At 59.7% G+C, this 19,450-nt stretch carries 18 protein-coding genes; 8 read left to right on the top strand and 10 right to left on the bottom strand.

The features are described from left to right. Window positions 1-6 precede the first annotated feature (6 nt). A complete protein-coding gene (locus P3T17_RS31485) occupies window positions 7-648 on the bottom strand; it encodes a response regulator transcription factor (RefSeq protein ID WP_429410567.1) in 642 nt (213 codons plus the stop codon). Window positions 649-1,094: 446 nt separating this feature from the next. Here P3T17_RS31485 and P3T17_RS31490 point away from each other — a divergent pair, with 446 nt between their 5' ends. Continuing rightward, window positions 1,095-2,021 carry a LysR family transcriptional regulator gene (locus P3T17_RS31490; RefSeq protein WP_429410569.1) on the top strand — a complete coding sequence of 309 codons (927 nt, stop codon included), beginning with the start codon at window positions 1,095-1,097 and terminating at the stop codon, window positions 2,019-2,021. A gap of 73 nt (window positions 2,022-2,094) precedes the next feature. On the opposite strand, the gene tatA is transcribed toward P3T17_RS31490, so the two are convergent. The 5 genes from tatA to P3T17_RS31515 form a co-directional block, all read right to left on the bottom strand. Beyond that, window positions 2,095-2,346, bottom strand: coding sequence for a Sec-independent protein translocase subunit TatA (gene tatA / locus P3T17_RS31495; protein ID WP_429410571.1), 252 nt, complete (start codon window positions 2,344-2,346; stop codon window positions 2,095-2,097). A 19-nt stretch (window positions 2,347-2,365) separates the two neighbouring features. Then, complete coding sequence (locus P3T17_RS31500) at window positions 2,366-3,670, bottom strand: Nramp family divalent metal transporter (protein WP_429410573.1); 1,305 nt, start codon at window positions 3,668-3,670, stop codon at window positions 2,366-2,368. A gap of 145 nt (window positions 3,671-3,815) precedes the next feature. After that, entirely contained in the window at window positions 3,816-5,072 is a 1,257-nt protein-coding gene (locus P3T17_RS31505) for an oxalate decarboxylase family bicupin (protein ID WP_074267408.1), read from the bottom strand. Window positions 5,073-5,429: 357 nt separating this feature from the next. Next, entirely contained in the window at window positions 5,430-6,605 is a 1,176-nt protein-coding gene (locus P3T17_RS31510) for a porin (protein WP_429410576.1), read from the bottom strand. A gap of 274 nt (window positions 6,606-6,879) precedes the next feature. Beyond that, a complete protein-coding gene (locus tag P3T17_RS31515) occupies window positions 6,880-8,232 on the bottom strand; it encodes a leucine-rich repeat-containing protein kinase family protein (RefSeq protein ID WP_429410578.1) in 1,353 nt (450 codons plus the stop codon). Between the two features lie 295 nt (window positions 8,233-8,527). Between P3T17_RS31515 and P3T17_RS31520 the strand changes: the two genes are divergently transcribed. From P3T17_RS31520 to P3T17_RS31530, 3 genes are read left to right on the top strand one after another with little or no spacing between them, the layout of a single operon-like run. Next, the gene (locus P3T17_RS31520; RefSeq protein WP_074267410.1) at window positions 8,528-9,301 is read left to right on the top strand and encodes an SDR family oxidoreductase; all 774 of its coding nucleotides are present in this window, start codon (window positions 8,528-8,530) and stop codon (window positions 9,299-9,301) included. Between the two features lie 52 nt (window positions 9,302-9,353). Further along, window positions 9,354-11,045 (top strand): long-chain fatty acid--CoA ligase, encoded by a 1,692-nt coding sequence (locus P3T17_RS31525; RefSeq protein WP_429410580.1) that lies wholly within the window; start codon window positions 9,354-9,356, stop codon window positions 11,043-11,045. After that, a complete protein-coding gene (locus tag P3T17_RS31530; protein WP_429410582.1) occupies window positions 11,039-11,164 on the top strand; it encodes a hypothetical protein in 126 nt (41 codons plus the stop codon). The genes P3T17_RS31525 and P3T17_RS31530 overlap by 7 nt, the downstream gene beginning before the upstream one ends. A gap of 33 nt (window positions 11,165-11,197) precedes the next feature. Here the strand turns inward: P3T17_RS31530 and P3T17_RS31535 are convergent, their stop codons facing one another. Next, the gene (locus P3T17_RS31535) at window positions 11,198-12,628 is read right to left on the bottom strand and encodes an ATP-binding protein (protein ID WP_429410584.1); all 1,431 of its coding nucleotides are present in this window, start codon (window positions 12,626-12,628) and stop codon (window positions 11,198-11,200) included. A gap of 26 nt (window positions 12,629-12,654) precedes the next feature. Next, window positions 12,655-13,368, bottom strand: a complete 714-nt coding sequence (locus tag P3T17_RS31540) for a response regulator (protein ID WP_429410586.1) — start codon at window positions 13,366-13,368, stop codon at window positions 12,655-12,657. A 401-nt stretch (window positions 13,369-13,769) separates the two neighbouring features. Between P3T17_RS31540 and P3T17_RS31545 the strand changes: the two genes are divergently transcribed. The 4 genes from P3T17_RS31545 (at window position 13,770) to P3T17_RS31560 (ending at window position 17,997) form a co-directional block, all read left to right on the top strand. Beyond that, window positions 13,770-14,849 (top strand): ABC transporter substrate-binding protein, encoded by a 1,080-nt coding sequence (locus tag P3T17_RS31545; RefSeq protein WP_429410588.1) that lies wholly within the window; start codon window positions 13,770-13,772, stop codon window positions 14,847-14,849. 3 nt (window positions 14,850-14,852) lie between these two features. Further along, a complete protein-coding gene (locus P3T17_RS31550) occupies window positions 14,853-15,923 on the top strand; it encodes a FecCD family ABC transporter permease (RefSeq protein ID WP_429410590.1) in 1,071 nt (356 codons plus the stop codon). Beyond that, the gene (locus P3T17_RS31555; RefSeq protein ID WP_429410592.1) at window positions 15,920-16,738 is read left to right on the top strand and encodes an ABC transporter ATP-binding protein; all 819 of its coding nucleotides are present in this window, start codon (window positions 15,920-15,922) and stop codon (window positions 16,736-16,738) included. Before P3T17_RS31550 ends, P3T17_RS31555 begins: the two co-directional genes overlap by 4 nt. A 119-nt stretch (window positions 16,739-16,857) precedes the next feature. Beyond that, window positions 16,858-17,997 (top strand): porin, encoded by a 1,140-nt coding sequence (locus P3T17_RS31560; protein ID WP_429410594.1) that lies wholly within the window; start codon window positions 16,858-16,860, stop codon window positions 17,995-17,997. Between the two features lie 35 nt (window positions 17,998-18,032). Here P3T17_RS31560 and P3T17_RS31565 read toward each other — a convergent pair whose 3' ends face one another. Continuing rightward, window positions 18,033-18,542, bottom strand: a complete 510-nt coding sequence (locus P3T17_RS31565; RefSeq protein WP_429410596.1) for a GNAT family N-acetyltransferase — start codon at window positions 18,540-18,542, stop codon at window positions 18,033-18,035. Window positions 18,543-18,649: 107 nt separating this feature from the next. Next, window positions 18,650-19,441: an alpha/beta fold hydrolase gene (locus tag P3T17_RS31570; RefSeq protein ID WP_429410598.1), complete on the bottom strand. Its 792-nt coding sequence runs from the start codon at window positions 19,439-19,441 to the stop codon at window positions 18,650-18,652. Window positions 19,442-19,450 lie beyond the last annotated feature (9 nt).

Here is a 19,450-nt window from a genome sequence, read left to right on the forward strand (position 1 = left end):
GGCGCCTCAGCCCGGCAAGACGCTTAGCTGATAGCCATAGCAGTTCACCGTGTTGATATGAACCAGCGGCACATGCGTCTTCAGCTTGGACCTCAATCGCCAGATTAACGGACTGACACTGCTGGAAGTAACAATGTCTTTGCCGGGCCACGCATAGCGTATCAACTGCTCGTGAGGGACGGGGACATTGACCTGTCGCATTAGACATTCGAGTAACAGGTATTCGGTCTTTGTCAGGAGCAGGCGGCGCTCCCCACTCACCAGTTCACGAGTCATGGAATCAAGCCGGAGCGGCATCACGGCCTGCTGTTCGCCACGCGAGCGTATCAGGGCGGCCCGGTGTAGTGCCTGCAGACGTTCATGCATTTCGATGAACGAGAACGGCCGGGCAAAACAGGCGTCGGCGCCAGCGCGTAACGCTGCGGTTCGCCCCTGAGCGGTGGCCCCTGCGAGAATGACGATCTGGATCGCAGTACGAGCGGCGGCCGAGAGCCTCGCTAGCGCCGAGTCCAGTTCAGAGTAGACGCCCGGGTCGTTGATCATCAGGATCACCGCGTCGAACGACTCCAGCATGGCCCGCCGCACGCCCTGAACCACGTCGTGGGTGCGGCACAGGCTGTGGGTACTTTCGTGCAAGGCTTTATACAACCAGCTGGCCTCCGGATGCCGTGGAGAAACGAAAAGTATGCGCATGGTTCGGGACTCACTCGAGGTCTGTGTCCCGGAGAACCTTGCCGATGATCCGTTCATAGTCCGCGCTGAGAATTCGCTGCATAAGCGTGTGCCTGCTGCAAGTGGTGTCGAGTAACAGTTTCGCTGGCCCCGATTGCCGGTCTATTGCATGCGAGACGGGCTGTGTTACAGGTGTAACTGATGGGGTGAGTCGATTTGGGTTTTAATTCGGTTTTGGCAGGTATGAGTTGCTTGCGCAATCGCGCGGCATCGCATGCAAGATGAAAATCTTGCAATGTTGACGTCATACCCGTTAGCTCCGGGGCCGGTTTAATCTAAGGCCGTCTCCGTGCGTCCTGTCTGGGGGACGCGCGGCAGACGGCTGCATCCCCGGTAGAACCCTCAACCTTGTGCAGGTCACTGTGAAGAATGCCACTTTGCGTCAACTCAAGACCTTTGAAACTGTCGCACGCCGCCTGAGTTTTTCCCGAGCGGCGAACGAGTTGAATCTGTCGCCGCCGGCGGTCTCGACGCAGATCAAGCATCTTGAGGAACATGCAGGCGTATCGCTGTTTGAGCAGCTTGGAAAAAAAATCTACCTCACACCCGCTGGTCAGGAAATGCTCCGCCATAGCCGCGCGATCATTCACTGTTTCCGTGAAGCTGAGGAAACCCTGGCAAAGATGAGAAGCCTCTCGGGAGGCAGTCTTAGCATTGGTGTGATCAGTACCGGCGGGTATTTTCTTCCGCGATTGCTGGCGGAATTCTCGGCACGAAACAAAGCGGTCGAGCTGGATCTGACCGTGGAAAATCACGACGCGCTGCTTGGACGTCTGGAAGAGAATCGAATCGATCTCGCTATCATGGTAGGCGCGCCAGCGGATCATAAATTCGTGAGTACGCCGTTCGCGCCGCACGCGTTTCTGATTGTCGCTTCGCCGCGTCATCCACTTGCTGGAAAAGAAAACATCCGCCTGTCCGATCTGCGTAGCGAGCGGTTTATCGTTCGTGAGAAAGGTTCGGACACGTGGAATGCAATGCAACAGTGTTTCGACGGTCAAGTGCAGTTGAGCGAGCCCATGGAAATCCGCAACACGGAAGCGATCAAGCAAGCGGTGATGTCGGGAATGGGCGTCAGCTTCCTTTCTGCTCATACGGTTACGCTCGAATTGCGGGCAGGCATGCTGGCGGTACTCGACGTCACGGGCTTTCCGGTAGTGCAAAAGTGGCACGTGGTACACCGCCTGGACAAGCAACTCGCACCCGTCGCTCAAGCCTTCAAAACGTTTTTGAGCAAGGAAGGGGAGATGCAGACCAGTGAAATAGCGACTGCCGTCGACCACCACTAAGCTTGGTCTTTGCGAACGTCTAACGGCAGCATTGCGGGCCGTGTCGATCTACAGCGCTTAGGAGCAACCCTACTCATCGCATTTCCTGCGAGGACAATGGCGTGACGCGCGTCACGTTCTCAGCGAGCACAGATGATGTTCCTGTGCTCGCCGTGGTCGCGGCCGGTGTCGGTGCGTCGGCTGATGTTTCTGTGTTCACGGCGTCCTTGAAGCCGCGAATCGCCGTGCCGAGATCGCCGCCTACTGTGCGAAGCTTCTTCGTTCCGAATACGAGCGAGACGATCAACGCAACGATTAGCCAATGCCAGATGCTTAGTGAGCCCATGATGTTTCCTTGATTAACCTTAAGACAGTGCCTGCTTCAGCAAGTCGAGATTCAGCGCGACGATCAGGATGGTGGCCAGCGCTGCGACGAGGATCGTAGATTTGCCGGCCGTGAATTTGCCCATTACGCTGCGGCGTGACGAAAGGACCACGAGTGCGACGAGCGGGATCGGCAGAAAGAAGCTGAGAGCGACCTGGCTGATGACCATTGCGTTGACCACATTGAAATGCAGGCCAATTACAAAGGCCGGCACCATGGTGACGATGCGGCGCGTCCAGACAGGAATTTTGAAGTCGACGAAGCCCTGCATGATGACCTGACCCGCCATCGTGCCTACTACCGAGCTCGACATGCCTGATGCCATCAACGAGATCAGGAATACCACGGCGGCGCCGACGCCAAGCAGGGGAATCAGCGAGTGATACGCCACGCTGATGTCCGAGATGCCGTCAGCGGAACGCGGAAACACCGCCGCCGACATCATCACCATCGCCAGATTGACGAAACCTGCAATGCCGAGCGCGATGAGGACCTCGCGGTTGGAGAACCACACCAGCCGGCGGCGTTCCTCGTCATTGCGCGCAGGAGTCCTGTTTTGTGTCAGGCCAGAATGCAAAAACAACGTGTGCGGCATGATGGTTGCACCGATGATACCGACGGCAAGCGTGATCGCATTGCTTCCGTGCAGGCGCGGCACGATGCTGCCGATTATCGTCGCATGCCAGTCCGGCGGAGCAATGAAGAGTTCGCAGACGTAGCTGAGCCCAATTACGGCGACCAGGGTGGCGATGACCAGTTCGAGTGGGCGAAAGCCTCCCCGGTCGAGCAGCAGGATAGCCATCGTCACTACAGCGGTGACGACCAGGCCGCAAAGCAGCGACACGTGAAACAGCAGTGAAACGCCCAGGGCGCCACCGAGAAATTCGGCAATGTCGGTCGCCATCGCGGCGATCTCCGAGCCGTACCACATTGCCTTCACGACGGGTTTCGGGAATTGCTCGCGGCACAGTTCCGCGAGATTTCGCCCTGTGACGATGCCCAGTTTGGCCGACATGGCCTGGAACAGCATGGCGACCACACTCGCCACGACGACGACCCACAATAACTCATACCCGCACGACGAACCCGCCTGGATATTGGTCGCAAAGTTACCCGGATCCATGTAGCCGACCGACGCAATGACGGCGGGGCCAACGAACGGCAGAAAAGCGCGTACACCTTTACGACGTCCGTTCAGCACATCGCGCACGGCGAGCTCGGTTTGCTGCGTCGCGCCGGACAGTGATGCACCGCTCGGCTGGAGTATCTTGAGAAATGGAAGCATCGTCTTAACCTTGACCCACCGGAATTGAACGCAATGGCTAATGGAGCGCGACGTCGGTCGCCTACCCGCGTATGCCCGTCCTTTTGCGCCGCCCGGAGCCGTTTATGTCCCGGGCGGCAACTTGGTACGACTTCTGTTGCAGCCGTCAAATCGGCAATACGTCAGGGCGGTTGTTGGGGAACCGTGCAAGCGTCTCGGCGGTGATATTCAGATGCTCCATGACCATCTTCGGCGGGGTGTGCGTCAGCCAGTCGGACAGCGACACTTCGGCGAAGTGATCAGCCTTGAAGATCTCAAGGAAGATCAGGTCGGTGTTGCCCGTGTTCTGCACATAGTGGCCGAGGCTCTTCTTCACATAGCCGATGTCGCCGGCACGGAAATCGGCAGTGGCGGCCTTAGGACCCGTGTCGAACACGGTCATGCGTGCTTCGCCTTTAATGTAGTACTGCCATTCGTCTGCGTTCGGATGCCAGTGCAGTTCACGCATGCCGCCCGGCTTGATCGTGACCAGGGCCGCGGCGACCGTGGTGGATGCATTGAAATTGCGACTGTCGGCGATCTGTACCATGCCGCCCTTGGTCAGCTTCGTCGGCGGCATATCGCTGAGCGAGAAGATGAACGGGTGAGCAGGCAGGCCTAGCGGGGAAGCCACCGCTCGTTGTGCGGCGTCCAGTGGACCCGGGTCTTCACCCTGGAAGATCCAGAGATTGTCGACCGGAATGTTCTTGAATGCGTCCGCAGGAACGTTGAAGTTGGCGGCAAGCACCTCTGGCGGCGTGTGGGCAATCCAGTCGGTCAGCAGCAGCGTGTTGAATTCGGATGCGCGGCCGTTGTCGAACGCGAGCAGGAATTCGGCGCCCGTCGGTCCCAGACCTTGCAGCGAGTGCGGAAGGCCGGGCGGGAAGTACCAGAGGTCACCGGTTTTCACATCGGCCACTTGCGGACGGCCTTGTTCGTCGAGAACTGTAATCCGGCACTTGCCGTCGAGCATGATGGCCCATTCGGCTTGCTGGTGCCAGTGCATCTCGCGGATGCCGTTGGCGGCGAGGCGCATGTTGACGCCCGAAATATCTTCCGAAATGGCGAAGTCGTCCTGCGTGACCTCGCGAGCCCAACCGCCGTTCTGGTAGCGCTTGTGGGCATTGTTGAACGAGGCCCAGAAAAGCGGCATGCCGTTGATATCGGTAGCCGGCGGATTCTGGAACGACGGGAACTGTCCCGCCAGTGTCGGATTTTGCGGACCGGGGTCGTTCAGGCTCGTCGGGCTCTTTGCGTTGATTTGGCCTTCGGGTGGTCGATCGGGGTTGCCGAACGACGCGGCTTTAGCGGTGGCGGCTACACCGAGCGCTGCAGCCGAGGCTGCAGCGCCAACCAGAACTTTGCGTCGCGACAGGTCAGTCATGTTTCTTTACCTTCTGTGGTTTAACTTGAAAAAATATACCGCCACAATTTCGTATTCCTATATAAAAGGAAATCGATTGAAATGTGTCGTCATTCAACAAAACAGGTTTCTGATTTACAGCGAGATTACATCTGGAAAACGACGGCCGGAGAGCAACGCGTTACGTCAATCTCTCCTTGGAGGCGATAGTAGTGGGGTGTTTGAAGATGCGACAGTAAAACTTTTGGAACGAAACGATAACCTGGGCGTTATCGTTTCTGGGTCTTGGACCTGCGGAATTTCGCAAGTGTCTGGCAGTTAACTTCCGCGAACGGTGGATTAATAGTTTTTTAGTTTCCGTTGCTGCACAGACCTGCTTTAGAACCGGTGACGGAAGCCTGCTACAAACAGTAACTGACGATTGTTTGCGGATGGTGTCACATTGAACATCGAAGCATTGAATGCCGGATTGCCACCGCCGCCGCTCACCGTCTGGTAGAGACTCTCCAGGTAGACATCGGTGCGACGGCTAAACTGGTAGTCGGCCTGTACGATCGCCTCGTGCCATTTGGGGCTAAGGCTTTCGGTCGACGAGTCGAAACGTCCATCAGTGTACGTATAGGATGCGGAAAGCGCCAAAGCGTGGGTGACGAAATAACGGCCGTTGATTTCGAAGTTGTTAAAGCGAAGCAGGCTGCCCACCAAGGGCGCGAGGTTGCCGCCTTGATAGACACTCGTCACGTCGTTGGTCGACGAATGGGTCCACACTAGTCCAATGGATGCCGGACCGAAGTCGTATTTTCCACCGAGCCCCCAGATCTGCTGACTTCCGCCGGTGATGACGGCGTCGCTATCGTCGTTGGTGACAGCGCCGCTCGTGTTGACGTTAGCAGCGCCTGCCGAACGATTGATCTGGAGATAGCTGGCGACGAGGGAGACCGGTCCGTTGTCGTATTTGGCGCCCATGCTATAGGCGCGATCGTTCGAAAACTCGCCGGCCTCATTCGAGAAGCCATACATCGTGCCGACGGTCAGACCGCGATAGGTCGGGCTTTCATATCTTACGGAGTTCTGGATGCTTTGATGCCGGATCATGTCGTCGTTGTCGAACGGGTGATCAGCAAGGTTGCCGGCCCAGCCGAGACCTTCGGCGCTCAGCGCCGAGAGGTATTGGGACATAAAACTATACTGCCGTCCCGCTGTAATCGTGCCGTAGGTGTTCGAGCTCAGGCCGACATAGGCCTGGCGGCCAAACAGGTCGCCCGAGTTGCTGAGCTTTCCGTTGGCGCTGGAGAAGCCATCTTCCAGCAGGAAGACGGCGGAAAGGCCGCCGCCCAGATCTTCCGAACCTCTCAGGCCCCAGCGTGTTCCGCTGATGCCGCCACTGTCCATTTCGATGCCGCTGTGACCGGGTGCGCCTGCGCCGCCGGTTGTCTGGTTGTTTGCATAAATCAGTGCGGTATCGACGATGCCGTAGAGGGTGACACTGCTTTGTGCATAGCTGGTTCCTGCCCAGGAGAGTAACAACGCCGCTGTGAGTAGCGACTTTCTCATGTTGATGATCATTTCGTTTGTCGTGATTGCGTGTGGGAAGACGTCGCGATCTATGGGGTCGGACAGATCGTGATATCGCTGCGGATATAACGAGGAGAAAAAATAAAGTGCGGCAGATCGCACCTTGATTCGCAGCTGAAGCGATATACCTCTCGTCGAGGCGACATCTTAGCGGCACGGCTGCCGCTGGAACCGGTACAGTCGCCGGACTTGGCGAGGAGCACAGTTAGATACTGACGACTTTATTACGCACTGTCGCGGCGCCCTGCGGTGGCTAAGCGCCAAGGCTCCCTTGCGAGCCGCTTAATGCTGAAAGCCCTTCCACGATCTCTTCAAACGACGGTCTTGCGGCCACCGTTGTGCTAAAACATGCGGCCTGCAGCCTTAACAGGGCAGCGAGAGTGTCCGGCTGCGCTTCACGTTCATCGATTCGCTCGATCAACTCTTCAAGCAGACAGCCAAACGCCCGCACTTCGATGCGCTCGAGCAAAGGAGCCAGTGTCCCGTCGTCTCGCGCATAGAACGACGCGGCGCCGAAGTCGCCCAATAAGGCTCTTCCCTGACCGCAATGCAGAATATTGTGGGCATAAAGATCGCCATGCATGATGCCTCGCCGATGCAGATGACGGGCTGCTGAAGCAATGCCGCATGCAATGCTTAACGCCGAGGGGAAATCGAAGCGGGTGTCGTTGCTGTAAATATCGCGCGTACACGAATCGAGGCTGGGCGGACCAGCCAGGTTCCTGAATTGCGGATCGATCAACTCCATGACGAGGCCATCGCTCCCCGCTGGATGCTCTTTGAGCTTGCCGAGCACCGGAATCAGATTGGGATGAGCGCCTGCGTTGATGCAAGCCGCCATTTCGCAGTGGGGCAAGCCATCGCTGGTCACGTCGCCCTTAAAGAGCTTGACGGCCACATGGCCAGCGTCTTTGTCGTGTTTGCGATGCGCTGCGCGATGAATGACACCCGAGGCGCCTTCGCCGAGTTGATGATGCAATTCCAGCGCGTCCCAGTGCACCTCCGCGATCGGCGTTTCTGTCAATGCTGCGGCTTCCAGTTTCGCGGTAAACGGATTGCCGGCATACGCCAGCCACGAGAGCCGAGGCAGTTTGAGCAACGCGGCTGGCAATTCCGTAAGCCGGTTCGCCGCGAGTCGGATCAGTTCGAGACGGGTACATGCGGTCAGTTCCGTTGGCAATGTCTGCAAGCGGTTCCCGGCCAGCATCAGCTTCTGTAGCTGTGAGCAGTTGCCGATTTCAGGCGGAAGCGTTTCGATTTCGTTGTCCGTCAAGATCAACCAACGGAGTGCGGGTGGCAACGATCGGCCCGACACCGTATGGATGCGGTTTGCCTTGAAGCCCACCATGCTTAACTGCCCGCACTGGCCGAGTACCTCGGGCAGCTCGGTGAACTGATTGTCCGAGCAGAAGATGATGCGCAGTTTTTTCAGGCGGGGTAGATCATCGGGTAGCGACGAGAGCGCGTTGCCGGCGAGATCGAGAATTTCCAGTGTGTCCGCGAGATCCAGAATTTCGCGTGGAAATTCGTGGAGCCCGCAGGCCAGTTTCAGGCGTTGCGTACCGGTCAGTTGTCCCGCAAGCAATTGGTCGAGAGTCGTTGTCACTGTGATGGGTTGTGCGTGGAGCGCACCGGTAAGTTTTGATTTCGTAAGGAGCGATTTTACCGGCAAGGGCTTCCTGGTGGTGCGGCGCAACGTACGCGCGGTTATTCGCTCATCTATCGGTGTGCGGTCGGCTCGACAGCCGGGTAAGTCCCGATGACAGACGAGGGGCCGACGGTTTATGCATAAATTGAACGGTCATGCTTTTATTTACACAGCGAATGCTCACACGTATGATGGACTGAAAAAACGGACTCGTCTGCTTCGCGGAAGCCCATCTATATCAAGGAGACGCCTGATGCATGTGAAAGACCTGTTTCAACTGGAAGGCAAGGTGGCGCTGATTACCGGCGGCTCGCGCGGGCTCGGTTTGCAGATGGCCGAGGCGCTGGGAGAAATGGGCTGCCGCGTGGCGATCACCGCGCGCAAGGCCGACGAACTGGCAGAGGCGAAAGCGCATCTCGAAGGGCTCGGCATCGAAGTCCATACCATCGTCAACGACCTTGCGAAATTCGACAGGATTCCCGATCTTGTCAGCGAGGTGCTAGGGGTCTACGACCACATAGACATTCTCGTCAACAATGCCGGCGCAACGTGGGGCGCTCCTGCAGAGGACTATCCTGACGAGGCGTGGCACAAGGTCATGAACCTGAACATCAATGCGCCATTCTTTCTCGCACGCGAAGTCGGCAAGCGCAGCATGATTCCTCGCCGCTCCGGCAAGATCATCAACATTGCCTCGATAGCAGGCCTGAAGGGCGCGCCAGCCGGCATGAACACGATTGCCTATAACACCTCGAAGGCCGCGGCGATCAACTTCACGCGAGCGCTGGCGTCCGAATGGGGCCGGCACAACATTAACGTCAACGCCATCTGCCCGGGCTTTTTCCCCTCGAAGATGTCGGCGGGACTGCTCGCCACCATGAGCGAAGCCGTGATTGCGCAATCGCCGCTGCACCGGCTCGGCGGCGAGGAAGATCTGAAGGGTTCGGTGGTGTTTCTCGCGAGCGAGGCGTCGCGCCATATTACCGGCCAGCATCTGGCGGTGGATGGCGGCTCAAGCATCGTCTGACGACGGGCGCAGACACGCAGACGCATACAAGAACATGAGGGCAGCAGATACCATGAATACGCTTCATCGCGCGCACTGGCCGACTGGCGTGCCACTGCACCTGAGCTTGCCGGAAACCAGCCTGTTCTATAACGCCGAGGTCGCGGCAACCCGCTTTCCGGATAAGCCGTTCATCATCTTCTACGATACGCCGGTTACGTTTGCGGAGTTCAAAGATGAAACCGAACGGATCGCGGGTTTCCTGCAACAGGAGTGCGAAGTAAAGGCCGGCGACCGGGTGCTGCTCTACATGCAGAACAGTCCGCAATGGGTGCTTGCCTACTACGGCATCCTGCGAGCGAACGCGGTGGTTGTGCCGGTCAATCCGATGAACCTGACGGACGAGTTACGGCATTACGTGGAGGACAGCGGCGCGACGACCGCCATCGTCCCGCAATGCCTGTATCCACAGATCGAGCCTTTGCTGGGCGAGGCGCCAGGGCAGGGCCTGAAATATGCAATCGTCGCGACTTATAGCGACTACCTGAAACAGCCGTTGCCCATTACGCCTCCAGAGTTCGTCACTGCGCCGCGAAAATCCATCGAACGTCACGGTGTCACCGCATGGAACACGGTGCTTGAGCGTCGCCTGGCTCCAGGGCCACTCACTGCCGGCCCAGACGATCTGTGCGTGATGCCATACACGTCCGGCACCACGGGCAAGCCGAAAGGTTGCATGCACACGCATCGCAGTGTGATGAGTACGTCGGTGGGTGGTTGCGTGTGGTTCGGGGGATCGCAAGACAGCGTTCATCTGTCGGTATTGCCGATGTTTCATGTCACCGGCATGCAGGGCGGCATGAACGGTCCGTTGTATGCAGGCGCAACCATCGTCATATTGCCGCGCTGGGATCGCGACGCAGCGGCTCAGTGCATGCAGCGCTATCGCGTCACCGCGTGGCAATCCATCTCGACGATGATGGTCGACTTTTTGTCCAATCCGAAGCTTGCTGAATACGATATTTCCAGCCTGAGCGGTACGCGCGGCGGCGGCGCCGCCATGCCGGAGGCGATTGCGCGCAAGCTCAAGACACTGACCGGCCTTGACTATGTAGAAGGCTACGGCATGTCGGAGACGATCGCCGGGACGCATATCAACCCGCCTCATCGTCCCAAACCGCAGTGCCTTGGCGTTCCTGTATTCGATCTCGATTCGCGGGTGGTCGATCCGGCCACGCTGCAGGAAGTGGCGCGGGGCGAAACCGGCGAAATCGTCGTCAACGGACCGCAGATCATGCGGGGTTACTGGCGCAATCCCAAGGGGACGGCTGAGGCGTTTGTCGAGCTCGATGGCAAACGCTTTCTGCGCACTGGCGATCTGGGGCATATCGATGAAGACGGTTATTTCTTCATGACCGATCGCCTCAAACGCATGATCAACGCATCCGGCTACAAGGTCTGGCCAGCCGAGGTGGAAGCGCTGATGTACCGGCATCCGGGCATTCATGAGGTGTGCGTGATCGGCGTGCAGGACGAGCGTCGTGGTGAAACGGTAAAGGCGCTGGTCGTGCCCGCCGCCGGTTATGCAGGAAAACTGACTGAGAGCGATATCATCGATTGGGCGCATGAACAGATGGCGTCTTACAAGGCGCCGCGGTTTGTCGAGTTCGTGACGTCGTTACCCAAATCCGGCAGCGGCAAGATCCTGTGGCGCAAACTTCAGGAAGAACACGCCGCGCGAGCGGCAGGAGGAAAAGCGTGTTGAGCACCGCACTCGAAATTCCTGATGTCAGTCTTCTGGTTTCACCGGAGGAGTGGCAGGTTCGTCTCGATCTCGCCGCCGCCTACCGGCTTGCGCGGCGTAATCCCGGGTACGATCTTTAGAGAAGGGCCAACAAGGCGGAGCGTCCTGCCGCTTCAGCCGATGCGCCACGACAGTTCATGCGAGTGGCCGTCTCGCGGCAGTCTTAGCGTCGCCACGAGTCCTTTAACCGCGCCGTTGCGCAGCGTCAGTGTGCCACCATGTGCGGCCGCAACGCTGCGTGCGATCGTCAGTCCGAGTCCTGTTCCGCCGCGTGCCCCGCTACGCGACGCCGACACGCGGAAGTACGGCTCGAATACGCGCTCGAGCAAAGCCTCGTCGGTGATACCGGGGCCTTCGTCGCTGATGGCGATGCACAAGACGGCGTCATCGTCGCTTACGCTGATCTTCGCGCTATCGCCATAGCGGATCGCATTGTCGAGCAGGTTCTGCAAACAGCGTTTCAGATTGCGCGGATACCCGGACAAAGGACGCGTCGCACGACCTTCGATACTGACTTCATGACCCGCCTCGCGGGCATCCTCTGCCAGGCCTTCCAGCATCGAATTGATCTCGATCTCGTGACGCTCTTCGGTAATCTCCACGCCTTGCACGGCATCGAGCGTCGCGCCGACCATCGCTTCCATCTCATCGAGATCGCCGCGCAAGCGCTCGCGTGCTTCGGTGTCGGGAAGCATCTCGGTGCGCAGCCGCAGCCTTGTGAGCGGCGAACGAAGATCGTGTGATACAGCCGTCAAAAAGCGTGTGCGTTCAGCGAGACTACGGGTGAGCTGCTCCTGCATCGCGTTGAACGATTGCGCCGCGGTTCGCACCTCCAGCGGACCTGTTACCGGCAGTGGCGGACGGTAGATGTTGCGGCCCAACGCCTCGGCGGCCTTCGCCAGTTCCTTTAGCGGTTTGACTGCAAAGCGCACGGCCACCAGCGCGAGCAACAACACGGCCGTGAGACGCACCAGATAGATCCGCAAGAGGTAGTCGAGCACCAGCGAGCCGGGCTCGGTCTGCATGCCGGCCTGTCCTTCGTTGGCGTGCACGTCGAGCCACTGACCCTGCGGCAGCTTCAATTGCAGATGAAAATCGCCCGACGGCATGCGCGAATTGAACAGGCCGAGGATGCCGTTATGATGGCCCTTATCGTCGCGCAACTGAACGTCAAGCAGACGTACTTCGATGGCTTCACCGAGACGACGGCGGATCACACCCGCTATCAGGTCGCTAACGGCGCGCTGTGCGAGCGACCCGTCAAGCGGTACGGCAGCGGGCGCGTCGATCCATTGCAAGCGGTAGCGTTGATCGCCGAGTTGCCTGGCGATCGAATCACGCGCGGTATCGTCCGGGGCGTTCTGAAGCAGACGCACGGTATCCGCGAGCCGGCTGGCAAACAGGCGCGCGGGAATTTCAAGCGTGCGGTTGTCATGTGTCTCGAACCAGATCGTGCTGGTGAAGAGTTGCCCCGCGAACATGCCGATCGCCAGAATCAGCACGAGCCGTCCGTACAGTGTATCGGGCCAAAGGCGTAGTTTCATCGGTGTGAATGGCTCATCGAGGCGCTTCAGGCTTCATGTGTGACATCGGCCGCAAGCATATAGCCCTCGTTACGCACGGTGCGGATCAGTCCGGTGCCGCGCGCCGAGTCCTTGAGGTGTTGACGCAGACGGCTGATGCATACGTCGATCGAGCGGTCGAGCGGCGTGCGTTCCTTGCCGAACACGCGGTCGAGCAGAAACTCGCGCGAGAGCGGCCGGTTCGGATGATCGAGCAGCGTGCGCAGTGCGCGATAGTCGGAGCCGCCGAGCGAGACGATCATGCCGTCGGGCGAGCACATCTGCTTCACGCGAGTGTCGAGCTTCCATCCCGCGAAGTTCACGAACGCGGACGAATCCGCGAGCCGTTCGCCAGGCACGCTGCGCGTGCGGCGTAGCACCACCTTGATCTTGGCAACCAGTTCGCGCGGGTCGAAGGGCTTCGGCAAGTAGTCGTCGGCGCCCATCTCCAGTCCGAGGATGCGGTCCAGCAGGCCGCCTCGTGCGCTCAGAATAATGACCGGTACGCCGCGTTCGCGCCGCAGATCGCGCGTGATATCGAGGCCGTCCTCGCCTTCGAGCATCAGATCGAGTACGACGAGATCGACGTGCGACGTGTTGATGACCTGCTTCATCTGCACGCCGTTTTCGACGGCGGTCGCCCCATAGCCCATGCTGCGCAGGTAGTCCTGCAGCAGTTGGCGAATGTTGGGGTCGTCGTCGACAACGAGTATGTGGTCCATCGTGAGTTCTTGTTTGCGGGGCGCGGGGCATCTACACATCTGCGCATCTACGACGCAATCACCGCGATCGCGTCCGCGCCAACACATTCCATTACAAAACAGCCTTGTTCCAACACATCGCCATTACATTGCACCGCTAAAGTGGAGCCCGCAAATGGCAATCATTCTCATTCAAGAACTATACCATGTCGATTTTCCGGTTTCAGTCACGGGCTCACTTCCTTGGCTCAGTCGCGCGCGCCATGGTGGCGTGCGCGGCGGTTGGTTTCGCCATGCTCGGGGCCGGTGGAGCAGCGCATGCTGCGACGACCCCAACCGGAGAAAGGCCGGCCCCCGGAACAATGCCGGCCACCGGAACAAGCTCGGCACCCGGAATATCAAGCCCGGCGCCCGCGCAGACAGTGACAGACCTTGCCGGCCGCACGATCCGCATCCCAGCGAACCCGCACCGCATCCTCCTTGGCGAAAGCCGCTTGCTGATGGCGGTCGCCCTGCTGGAAGGCAAACAGCCGTTGGAGCGTATCGTCGGATGGCAAGGCGATCTGCCGACCATGGATCCGCAGACCTTCGACGCTTACGCCGAGCAATTTCCGGGCATCAGGCAGGTTCCGCTGATCGGCAAGGCAACAGAAGACAGCATCAGCGATGAGAAGGCGCTGAGCCTCAAACCCGATCTCGCCATTTTCAGTCTCGCGGGTCACGGCCCGAGCCGTTATAACGCGCTCGTCAAGCAACTCGAGGCGACCGGTACGACGGTCGTATTCGTCGACTTCCGTTTGCATCCGATGCAGAACACCCTGCCCAGCATCGAACTGCTCGGCAAGGTGATGCACCGCGAGCCGGAGGCGAATGCATATGCGCAGTTCTATCAGCAGCACCTGGCGCGCGTGCAGGCCGTGGTGAAACAGATTCCGTTGCAGCAGCGGCCGACGGTCTTTATCGACCTGTTAGCTGGCGCGTGGGATGCTGGTTGCTGCCATACCGCCGGCAACGGCAACTTTGGTGAGTTCATCCAGGCCGCAGGCGGACGCAACATCGCGGCGGGCCTGTTGCCTGGCGTGCTCGGCGACATCAGCATGGAGCAGATCATCGCGGCACGACCCGATGTGTATATCGCCACTGGCAGCCGCACCAAGCCGGGCCTCGCATCGTTGCGGGTCGGCGCACTGACGAGCGAGCACGATGCGCAAGCGAGCCTCGCGACGCTCGTCGCACGGCCGGGCTTCGATACGATCAAGGCAATCCACGACGGCGACGTGCATGGTATTTCACACAACTACTACGATTCGCCGTACAACATCGTGGCGATCGAGGCGTTTGCGAAGTGGTTTTATCCGCAGCAGTTCAAGGACCTCGACGTGAATGCTACGCAGGCCGAACTGTATCGCCGCTTCCTCGCTGTGCCGCCTGATGGCGCGTACTGGGTGGACGGAGTGAAGGGCGCCGCGTCTACGGTTGCGTCGCATTCGACTGGCGGCTAATGCATGGCGACGCTTCCGCACCAGACCATGCCGCAGGACATCAGCCTGCGGCATTACCGGCGCCTCACGCATCGACGCGTCATGTGGCTCTTCGCTGTCACCGCGCTGATTGCGTGCTCGCTGCTGTTCGACCTGCGCACCGGGCCCTCCGGCTTGCCGTTGATGGCGCTGCTGCACACGGTTTTCGAACGGGCCTCGGCTGATCCGGCGACCAGCGTGATCGTCTGGCAGATTCGCCTGCCCTACGCGATGATGGCGCTGCTGGTGGGCGCATCGCTGGGATTGTCGGGTGCGGAGATGCAGACGATCCTCAACAACCCGCTCGCGAGTCCCTACACCCTCGGCGTATCGGCTGCGGCTGCGTTCGGCGCATCTCTGGCGATCGTGCTGGATATCGCTATTCCTGGCGTATCGCAAACCTGGATCGTTTCCGCGAATGCATTCATTTTTGCACTGCTTTCCGCGTTGATGCTCGATTCGGTGGCACGCTGGCGCGGCATGAACACAGCAGGTGTCGTGCTGCTCGGCATCGCGCTCGTGTTCGCGTTTCACGCGCTCGTCTCGTTGATGCAATTCGTGGCCTCGGCCGATGCGCTCCAGGGTCTCGTGTTCTGGACGCTCGGTTCGCTGGCGCGCGCGGACTGGCCCAAGATTTCAGTGCTGGCGGTCGCGTTGGCGCTGGCGTTGCCACTGTCGATGCGCAACGCCTGGACGTTGACTGCGCTACGTCTTGGCGAAGACCGCGCGGCCAGCTTCGGTATCGACGTGCGGCGCTTGCGCCTGTCGACGCTGCTGCGCGTATCGGTGCTGTCCGCACTCGCGGTGTCGTTCGTCGGTACGATCGGCTTCGTGGGGCTGATTGCGCCGCACATTGCGCGCACGCTGTTCGGCGAGGATCATCGCTTTTATCTGCCCGGCAGCATGTTGATCGGTGCATTGACGCTTTCGCTTGCGTCCATCGCCTCGAAGCTGATCATCCCCGGTGTGCTGATTCCGGTCGGCATTGTCACGGCGCTGGTCGGCATTCCGCTGTTTCTCGGCATTGTGGTGCGCTCGCAGGGACAACTGGGATGAATGGCCTCTACATCCACGATCTCAGCGTGCGCTACGACAAGCGCCAGGTGCTCACCGCGCTCGAAGCCGGACCGCTGCCTCGTGGCCAGATCACTGCACTGCTGGGACCTAATGGCAGCGGGAAGTCCACGCTATTGCGTGCTTTGGCCGGGCTTACGCGCGTTCACGCCGGCTCGCTGTCGCTTGATGGCGAGACGCTCGCGTTGTCGGCGGCCAGTGCCCGCTCGCATAGCGTCGTGTATCTGCCGCAGGCGTTGCCCGCCGGAGTGCGCCTGCAAGTTCTGGAGTCCGCATTGGTGGCGTGCCGCGCCACGCGCGGATATGCCGGTTCTCTGGGACGTTCCCCGCATGGGGACGATCTCGCGCACGCCCACAGCGTTCTGCGCAGGCTCGGCATCGAGAACCTCGCGGCGCGTTCGCTCGACGAGTTGTCGGGCGGGCAGCGCCAACTCGTTGGCATTGCTCAGGCATTGGTGCGCGACCCACAAGTGTTGTTGCTCGACGAGCCGCTTTCAGCACTCGATCTCAACCACCAGTTTCACGTGATGCAGGTGCTGCGCGAGGTCACGCGTGAGAGCCGCATCGTTACCGTAGTGGTGCTGCACGACATTAACGCAGCGATGCGCGCATGCGAACGCGCGATGCTGCTGCACGAGGGGCGCATCGTGCGCTTCGGACCGCCGTCCGAAGTCGTCACGCCTGCGACGCTCAGCCAGGTATTCGGTGTCGCCGCGCGTATCGAGCCATGCTCGCGCGGCCACCATCAGGTTCTGATCGACGGACTCGCCGCTCAGACGGGCATCGCCAGCCGTTAGCCACACGGCCCAGCCAGCCCCCAAACCACGCCGCTTCGGCAACGCATCGACGCACGCTCTCGAAAGGGGCGTCGCGTCGGCGTGCGCACGAACGGTCAAATCAAAACTTCAGGACACAAATGAAGAAGACTCTTGTTATTGCCGTATGCGCGGCGGGGTACGCCTGCGGGGCACAAGCACAATCGAGCGTGACGCTTTATGGGGTGATCGATGCTGGGCTCTTGTATGCCAGCAATCAGAATGGGCATTCTGCCTGGCAAGCAGGCAGCGGTGATGTGACCGGCAGCCACTGGGGTTTCGTCGGGCGCGAAGATCTCGGCGGCGGAACACGGGCGATTTTCCAGCTTGAGAACGGCTTCAGTGTAATGAATGGAACGGCTCGGCAAGGCGGTCGCGAGTTTGGTTATCAGGCGCTTGCGGGGCTGTCGAACAACCGCTTCGGCACGGTCACGTTGGGACGCCAGTACGACTCGGTGGTGGACTATCTAGCCCCGCTCAGCTTCACCGGTGTGCATCCTGGCGGCAACAATCTGTCTGCACATCCGTTCGATAACGACAACCTGAATAACTCGTTTCGCGTGAATAACTCGGTGAAGTTCGCCAGCAACTCATACGAGGGGCTGCGCTTTGGAGCACTGTATGGGTTCTCGGATGAGGCTGGCGGCTTCGACGACAATCGTTTGTACAGCTTCGGCGCAGCCTATGACGCGGGTCCGTTGAGTCTCGGTGCGGGTTATTTGCAGGCGAACAACGGTGGCGGTAGCAATACCGGCGGTGCGATAACCTTGACTGATCGGACGTTTATAGCCGCGCAGCAGCGTACTTATGGCGCAGGGGCAAACTATGCGCTCGGCGCAGCAAGGTTCGGCTTCGTCTGGACGCGCACGCAACTGGGTGGCCTGGATACGATCAACGGGGCCAATAGCCTCGGCCTCACGCAGAATGGCCAGGGTGCGAGCTTTAACAACTATGAAGTGAACGCGAGTTATACGCTAAGCCCAGCGCTCAAACTGATCGGCGAATACACCTACACGGACGCGGCGCTCTCTACGGCGAGCGGCGAGCATCATCCGAAGTGGCATGAGGTATCGGTGATGACCGATTATTTTCTGTCCAGGCGTACGGACCTGTATTTGCAGGCGAGCTATCAGCATATCGACAGCGACGGCTCGGGATTAACGGCCGATGTAAGCGGTCAGGCGATGTCTTCGACCGATGAGCAAATTGTGGTGGGAGTGGGGATGCGCCACCGGTTCTAAAAGGTCCGCGCGATGGCGCCGTGTGTGGGGCATGCTTAGTCCGCCGTGTCGGCAAGCAGTGCCCAGCGTTCGTGGTCGCGCCATTCCCCGTTGATGCGAAGATAGCGCGGCGAGAAGCCTTCCTGCTTGAAACCCACGCGGCGCACTAGCGCAATCGATGCGAGATTGTCCGGCTGAATGTTGGCCTCCAGCCTGTGCAAACCAAGATCGTTGAACGCATAGCATGCGGCCGCGCGGAGCGCCTCGGTCATCAGGCCCGTGCGGGCGAAGCTAAGCATTCCATAGTAGCCGAGATAGGCGCTCCGGAAAGCGCCCATGACGATCTCGTTGAGATTGATGATGCCCACTACCTGATGCGACGCTGCTTCACGCGCGATCAGGCCAACGTTGGGTCCGGTGAGGCCACGCGCAAACCAGGTGTCGAAACCGGCCTGATCGGTGAAGGATGCAACCCATGGCAAATGGTGAGCCTGGCTCGCAACGTTGGCGGCGATCAGATCGGCTGCGTCGGCCGGGGTGGCGCGGCTGAGTCGTACGTTAGTCATGTTGCTCCGTGGAGGGGCTTTTGCAGGGGAGCGTCATTTTATAGGCGAGCACGCGGGGAAGGTAGTGGCAACGCGGCTTTCCCCGCGCATTTCAAACATTGCTTCGCTTACGAGGTCGTCAATTCAAGCGACTCGACGAAATTCTCGACAAGCCTGGCGACCTCAACCGGCGATTCGAGCGGCGACAAGTGGCCGGTGCCTGGCACGACATGCATGCGAGCATGTGGAATATGGGGAAGCAGTTTCGTCTGAAGCGTTTCCACGCTGTCCACCCGATCCAGTTCGCCAGCGATAACGATCGCAGGAGCATTGATCGTCGCAACCTCGCGTGTAATGTCTTCATGGCTCGCATGGAGCGGCCACGCTGCTTTGGCCTGCGGGGCACCACGCAAACTGTCTTCAATCACCTGCTCACGATGCGCCGGGCTTAGCGTCTTCGCCGTGAGCATGTGGTCGATCGACATCTCGACCGACGCGCGCGATTCGTAGGCCACTTCCATCTGCGCCCGCACTTCAGCGGGAAGCACAAGTGGAACCGGCGGGGAGGGCGCGACCATCACCAATCCCGCCAGTCCTTCGGGACGGCGCGCCGCCAGCAATTGTGCGATCTTGCCGCCCATCGAATGACCTACCAGCACGAACTTGCCCAGATTCAGCGACTCGATTACCCCTTGTGCGTCATCGGCGAAATCAGCGAGTGCGTAGCCGTTAGCCGGAGCGTCCGAGTTTCCCCAGCCGCGGTGATCGAGCGCGACTGTCCGGTATGAGTTCGGTAGCGCGGCAATCACGTCGTTCCAGGTGCGTGACGAGCCGCCCCAGTAATGCAGAAAGAGAATAGCGGGTGTGCCGCTGCCCTGATCGTTGACCTCGATATGAATGCCGTTTGATGCGATTTTCATGGCGCCGCT

It is taken from the genome of Paraburkholderia sp. GAS82 (genome assembly GCF_050436285.1).
Taxonomy (GTDB): Bacteria; Pseudomonadota; Gammaproteobacteria; order Burkholderiales; family Burkholderiaceae; genus Paraburkholderia; species Paraburkholderia phenazinium_B.

What these genes read in the sequence shown, in the direction of transcription:
- P3T17_RS31540 (WP_429410586.1), bottom strand. Translation starts at nt 13,368, where the DNA reads ATGGACCACATACTCGTTGTCGACGACGACCCCAACATTCGCCAACTG.
- P3T17_RS31525 (WP_429410580.1), top strand. Translation starts at nt 9,354, where the DNA reads ATGAATACGCTTCATCGCGCGCACTGGCCGACTGGCGTGCCACTGCAC.
- P3T17_RS31565 (WP_429410596.1), bottom strand. Translation starts at nt 18,542, where the DNA reads ATGACTAACGTACGACTCAGCCGCGCCACCCCGGCCGACGCAGCCGAT.
- P3T17_RS31505 (WP_074267408.1), bottom strand. Translation starts at nt 5,072, where the DNA reads ATGACTGACCTGTCGCGACGCAAAGTTCTGGTTGGCGCTGCAGCCTCG.
- tatA (WP_429410571.1), bottom strand. Translation starts at nt 2,346, where the DNA reads ATGGGCTCACTAAGCATCTGGCATTGGCTAATCGTTGCGTTGATCGTC.
- P3T17_RS31510 (WP_429410576.1), bottom strand. Translation starts at nt 6,605, where the DNA reads ATGAGAAAGTCGCTACTCACAGCGGCGTTGTTACTCTCCTGGGCAGGA.
- P3T17_RS31550 (WP_429410590.1), top strand. Translation starts at nt 14,853, where the DNA reads ATGGCGACGCTTCCGCACCAGACCATGCCGCAGGACATCAGCCTGCGG.
- P3T17_RS31555 (WP_429410592.1), top strand. Translation starts at nt 15,920, where the DNA reads ATGAATGGCCTCTACATCCACGATCTCAGCGTGCGCTACGACAAGCGC.
- P3T17_RS31520 (WP_074267410.1), top strand. Translation starts at nt 8,528, where the DNA reads ATGCATGTGAAAGACCTGTTTCAACTGGAAGGCAAGGTGGCGCTGATT.
- P3T17_RS31560 (WP_429410594.1), top strand. Translation starts at nt 16,858, where the DNA reads ATGAAGAAGACTCTTGTTATTGCCGTATGCGCGGCGGGGTACGCCTGC.
- P3T17_RS31535 (WP_429410584.1), bottom strand. Translation starts at nt 12,628, where the DNA reads ATGAAACTACGCCTTTGGCCCGATACACTGTACGGACGGCTCGTGCTG.
- P3T17_RS31570 (WP_429410598.1), bottom strand. Translation starts at nt 19,441, where the DNA reads ATGAAAATCGCATCAAACGGCATTCATATCGAGGTCAACGATCAGGGC.
- P3T17_RS31500 (WP_429410573.1), bottom strand. Translation starts at nt 3,670, where the DNA reads ATGCTTCCATTTCTCAAGATACTCCAGCCGAGCGGTGCATCACTGTCC.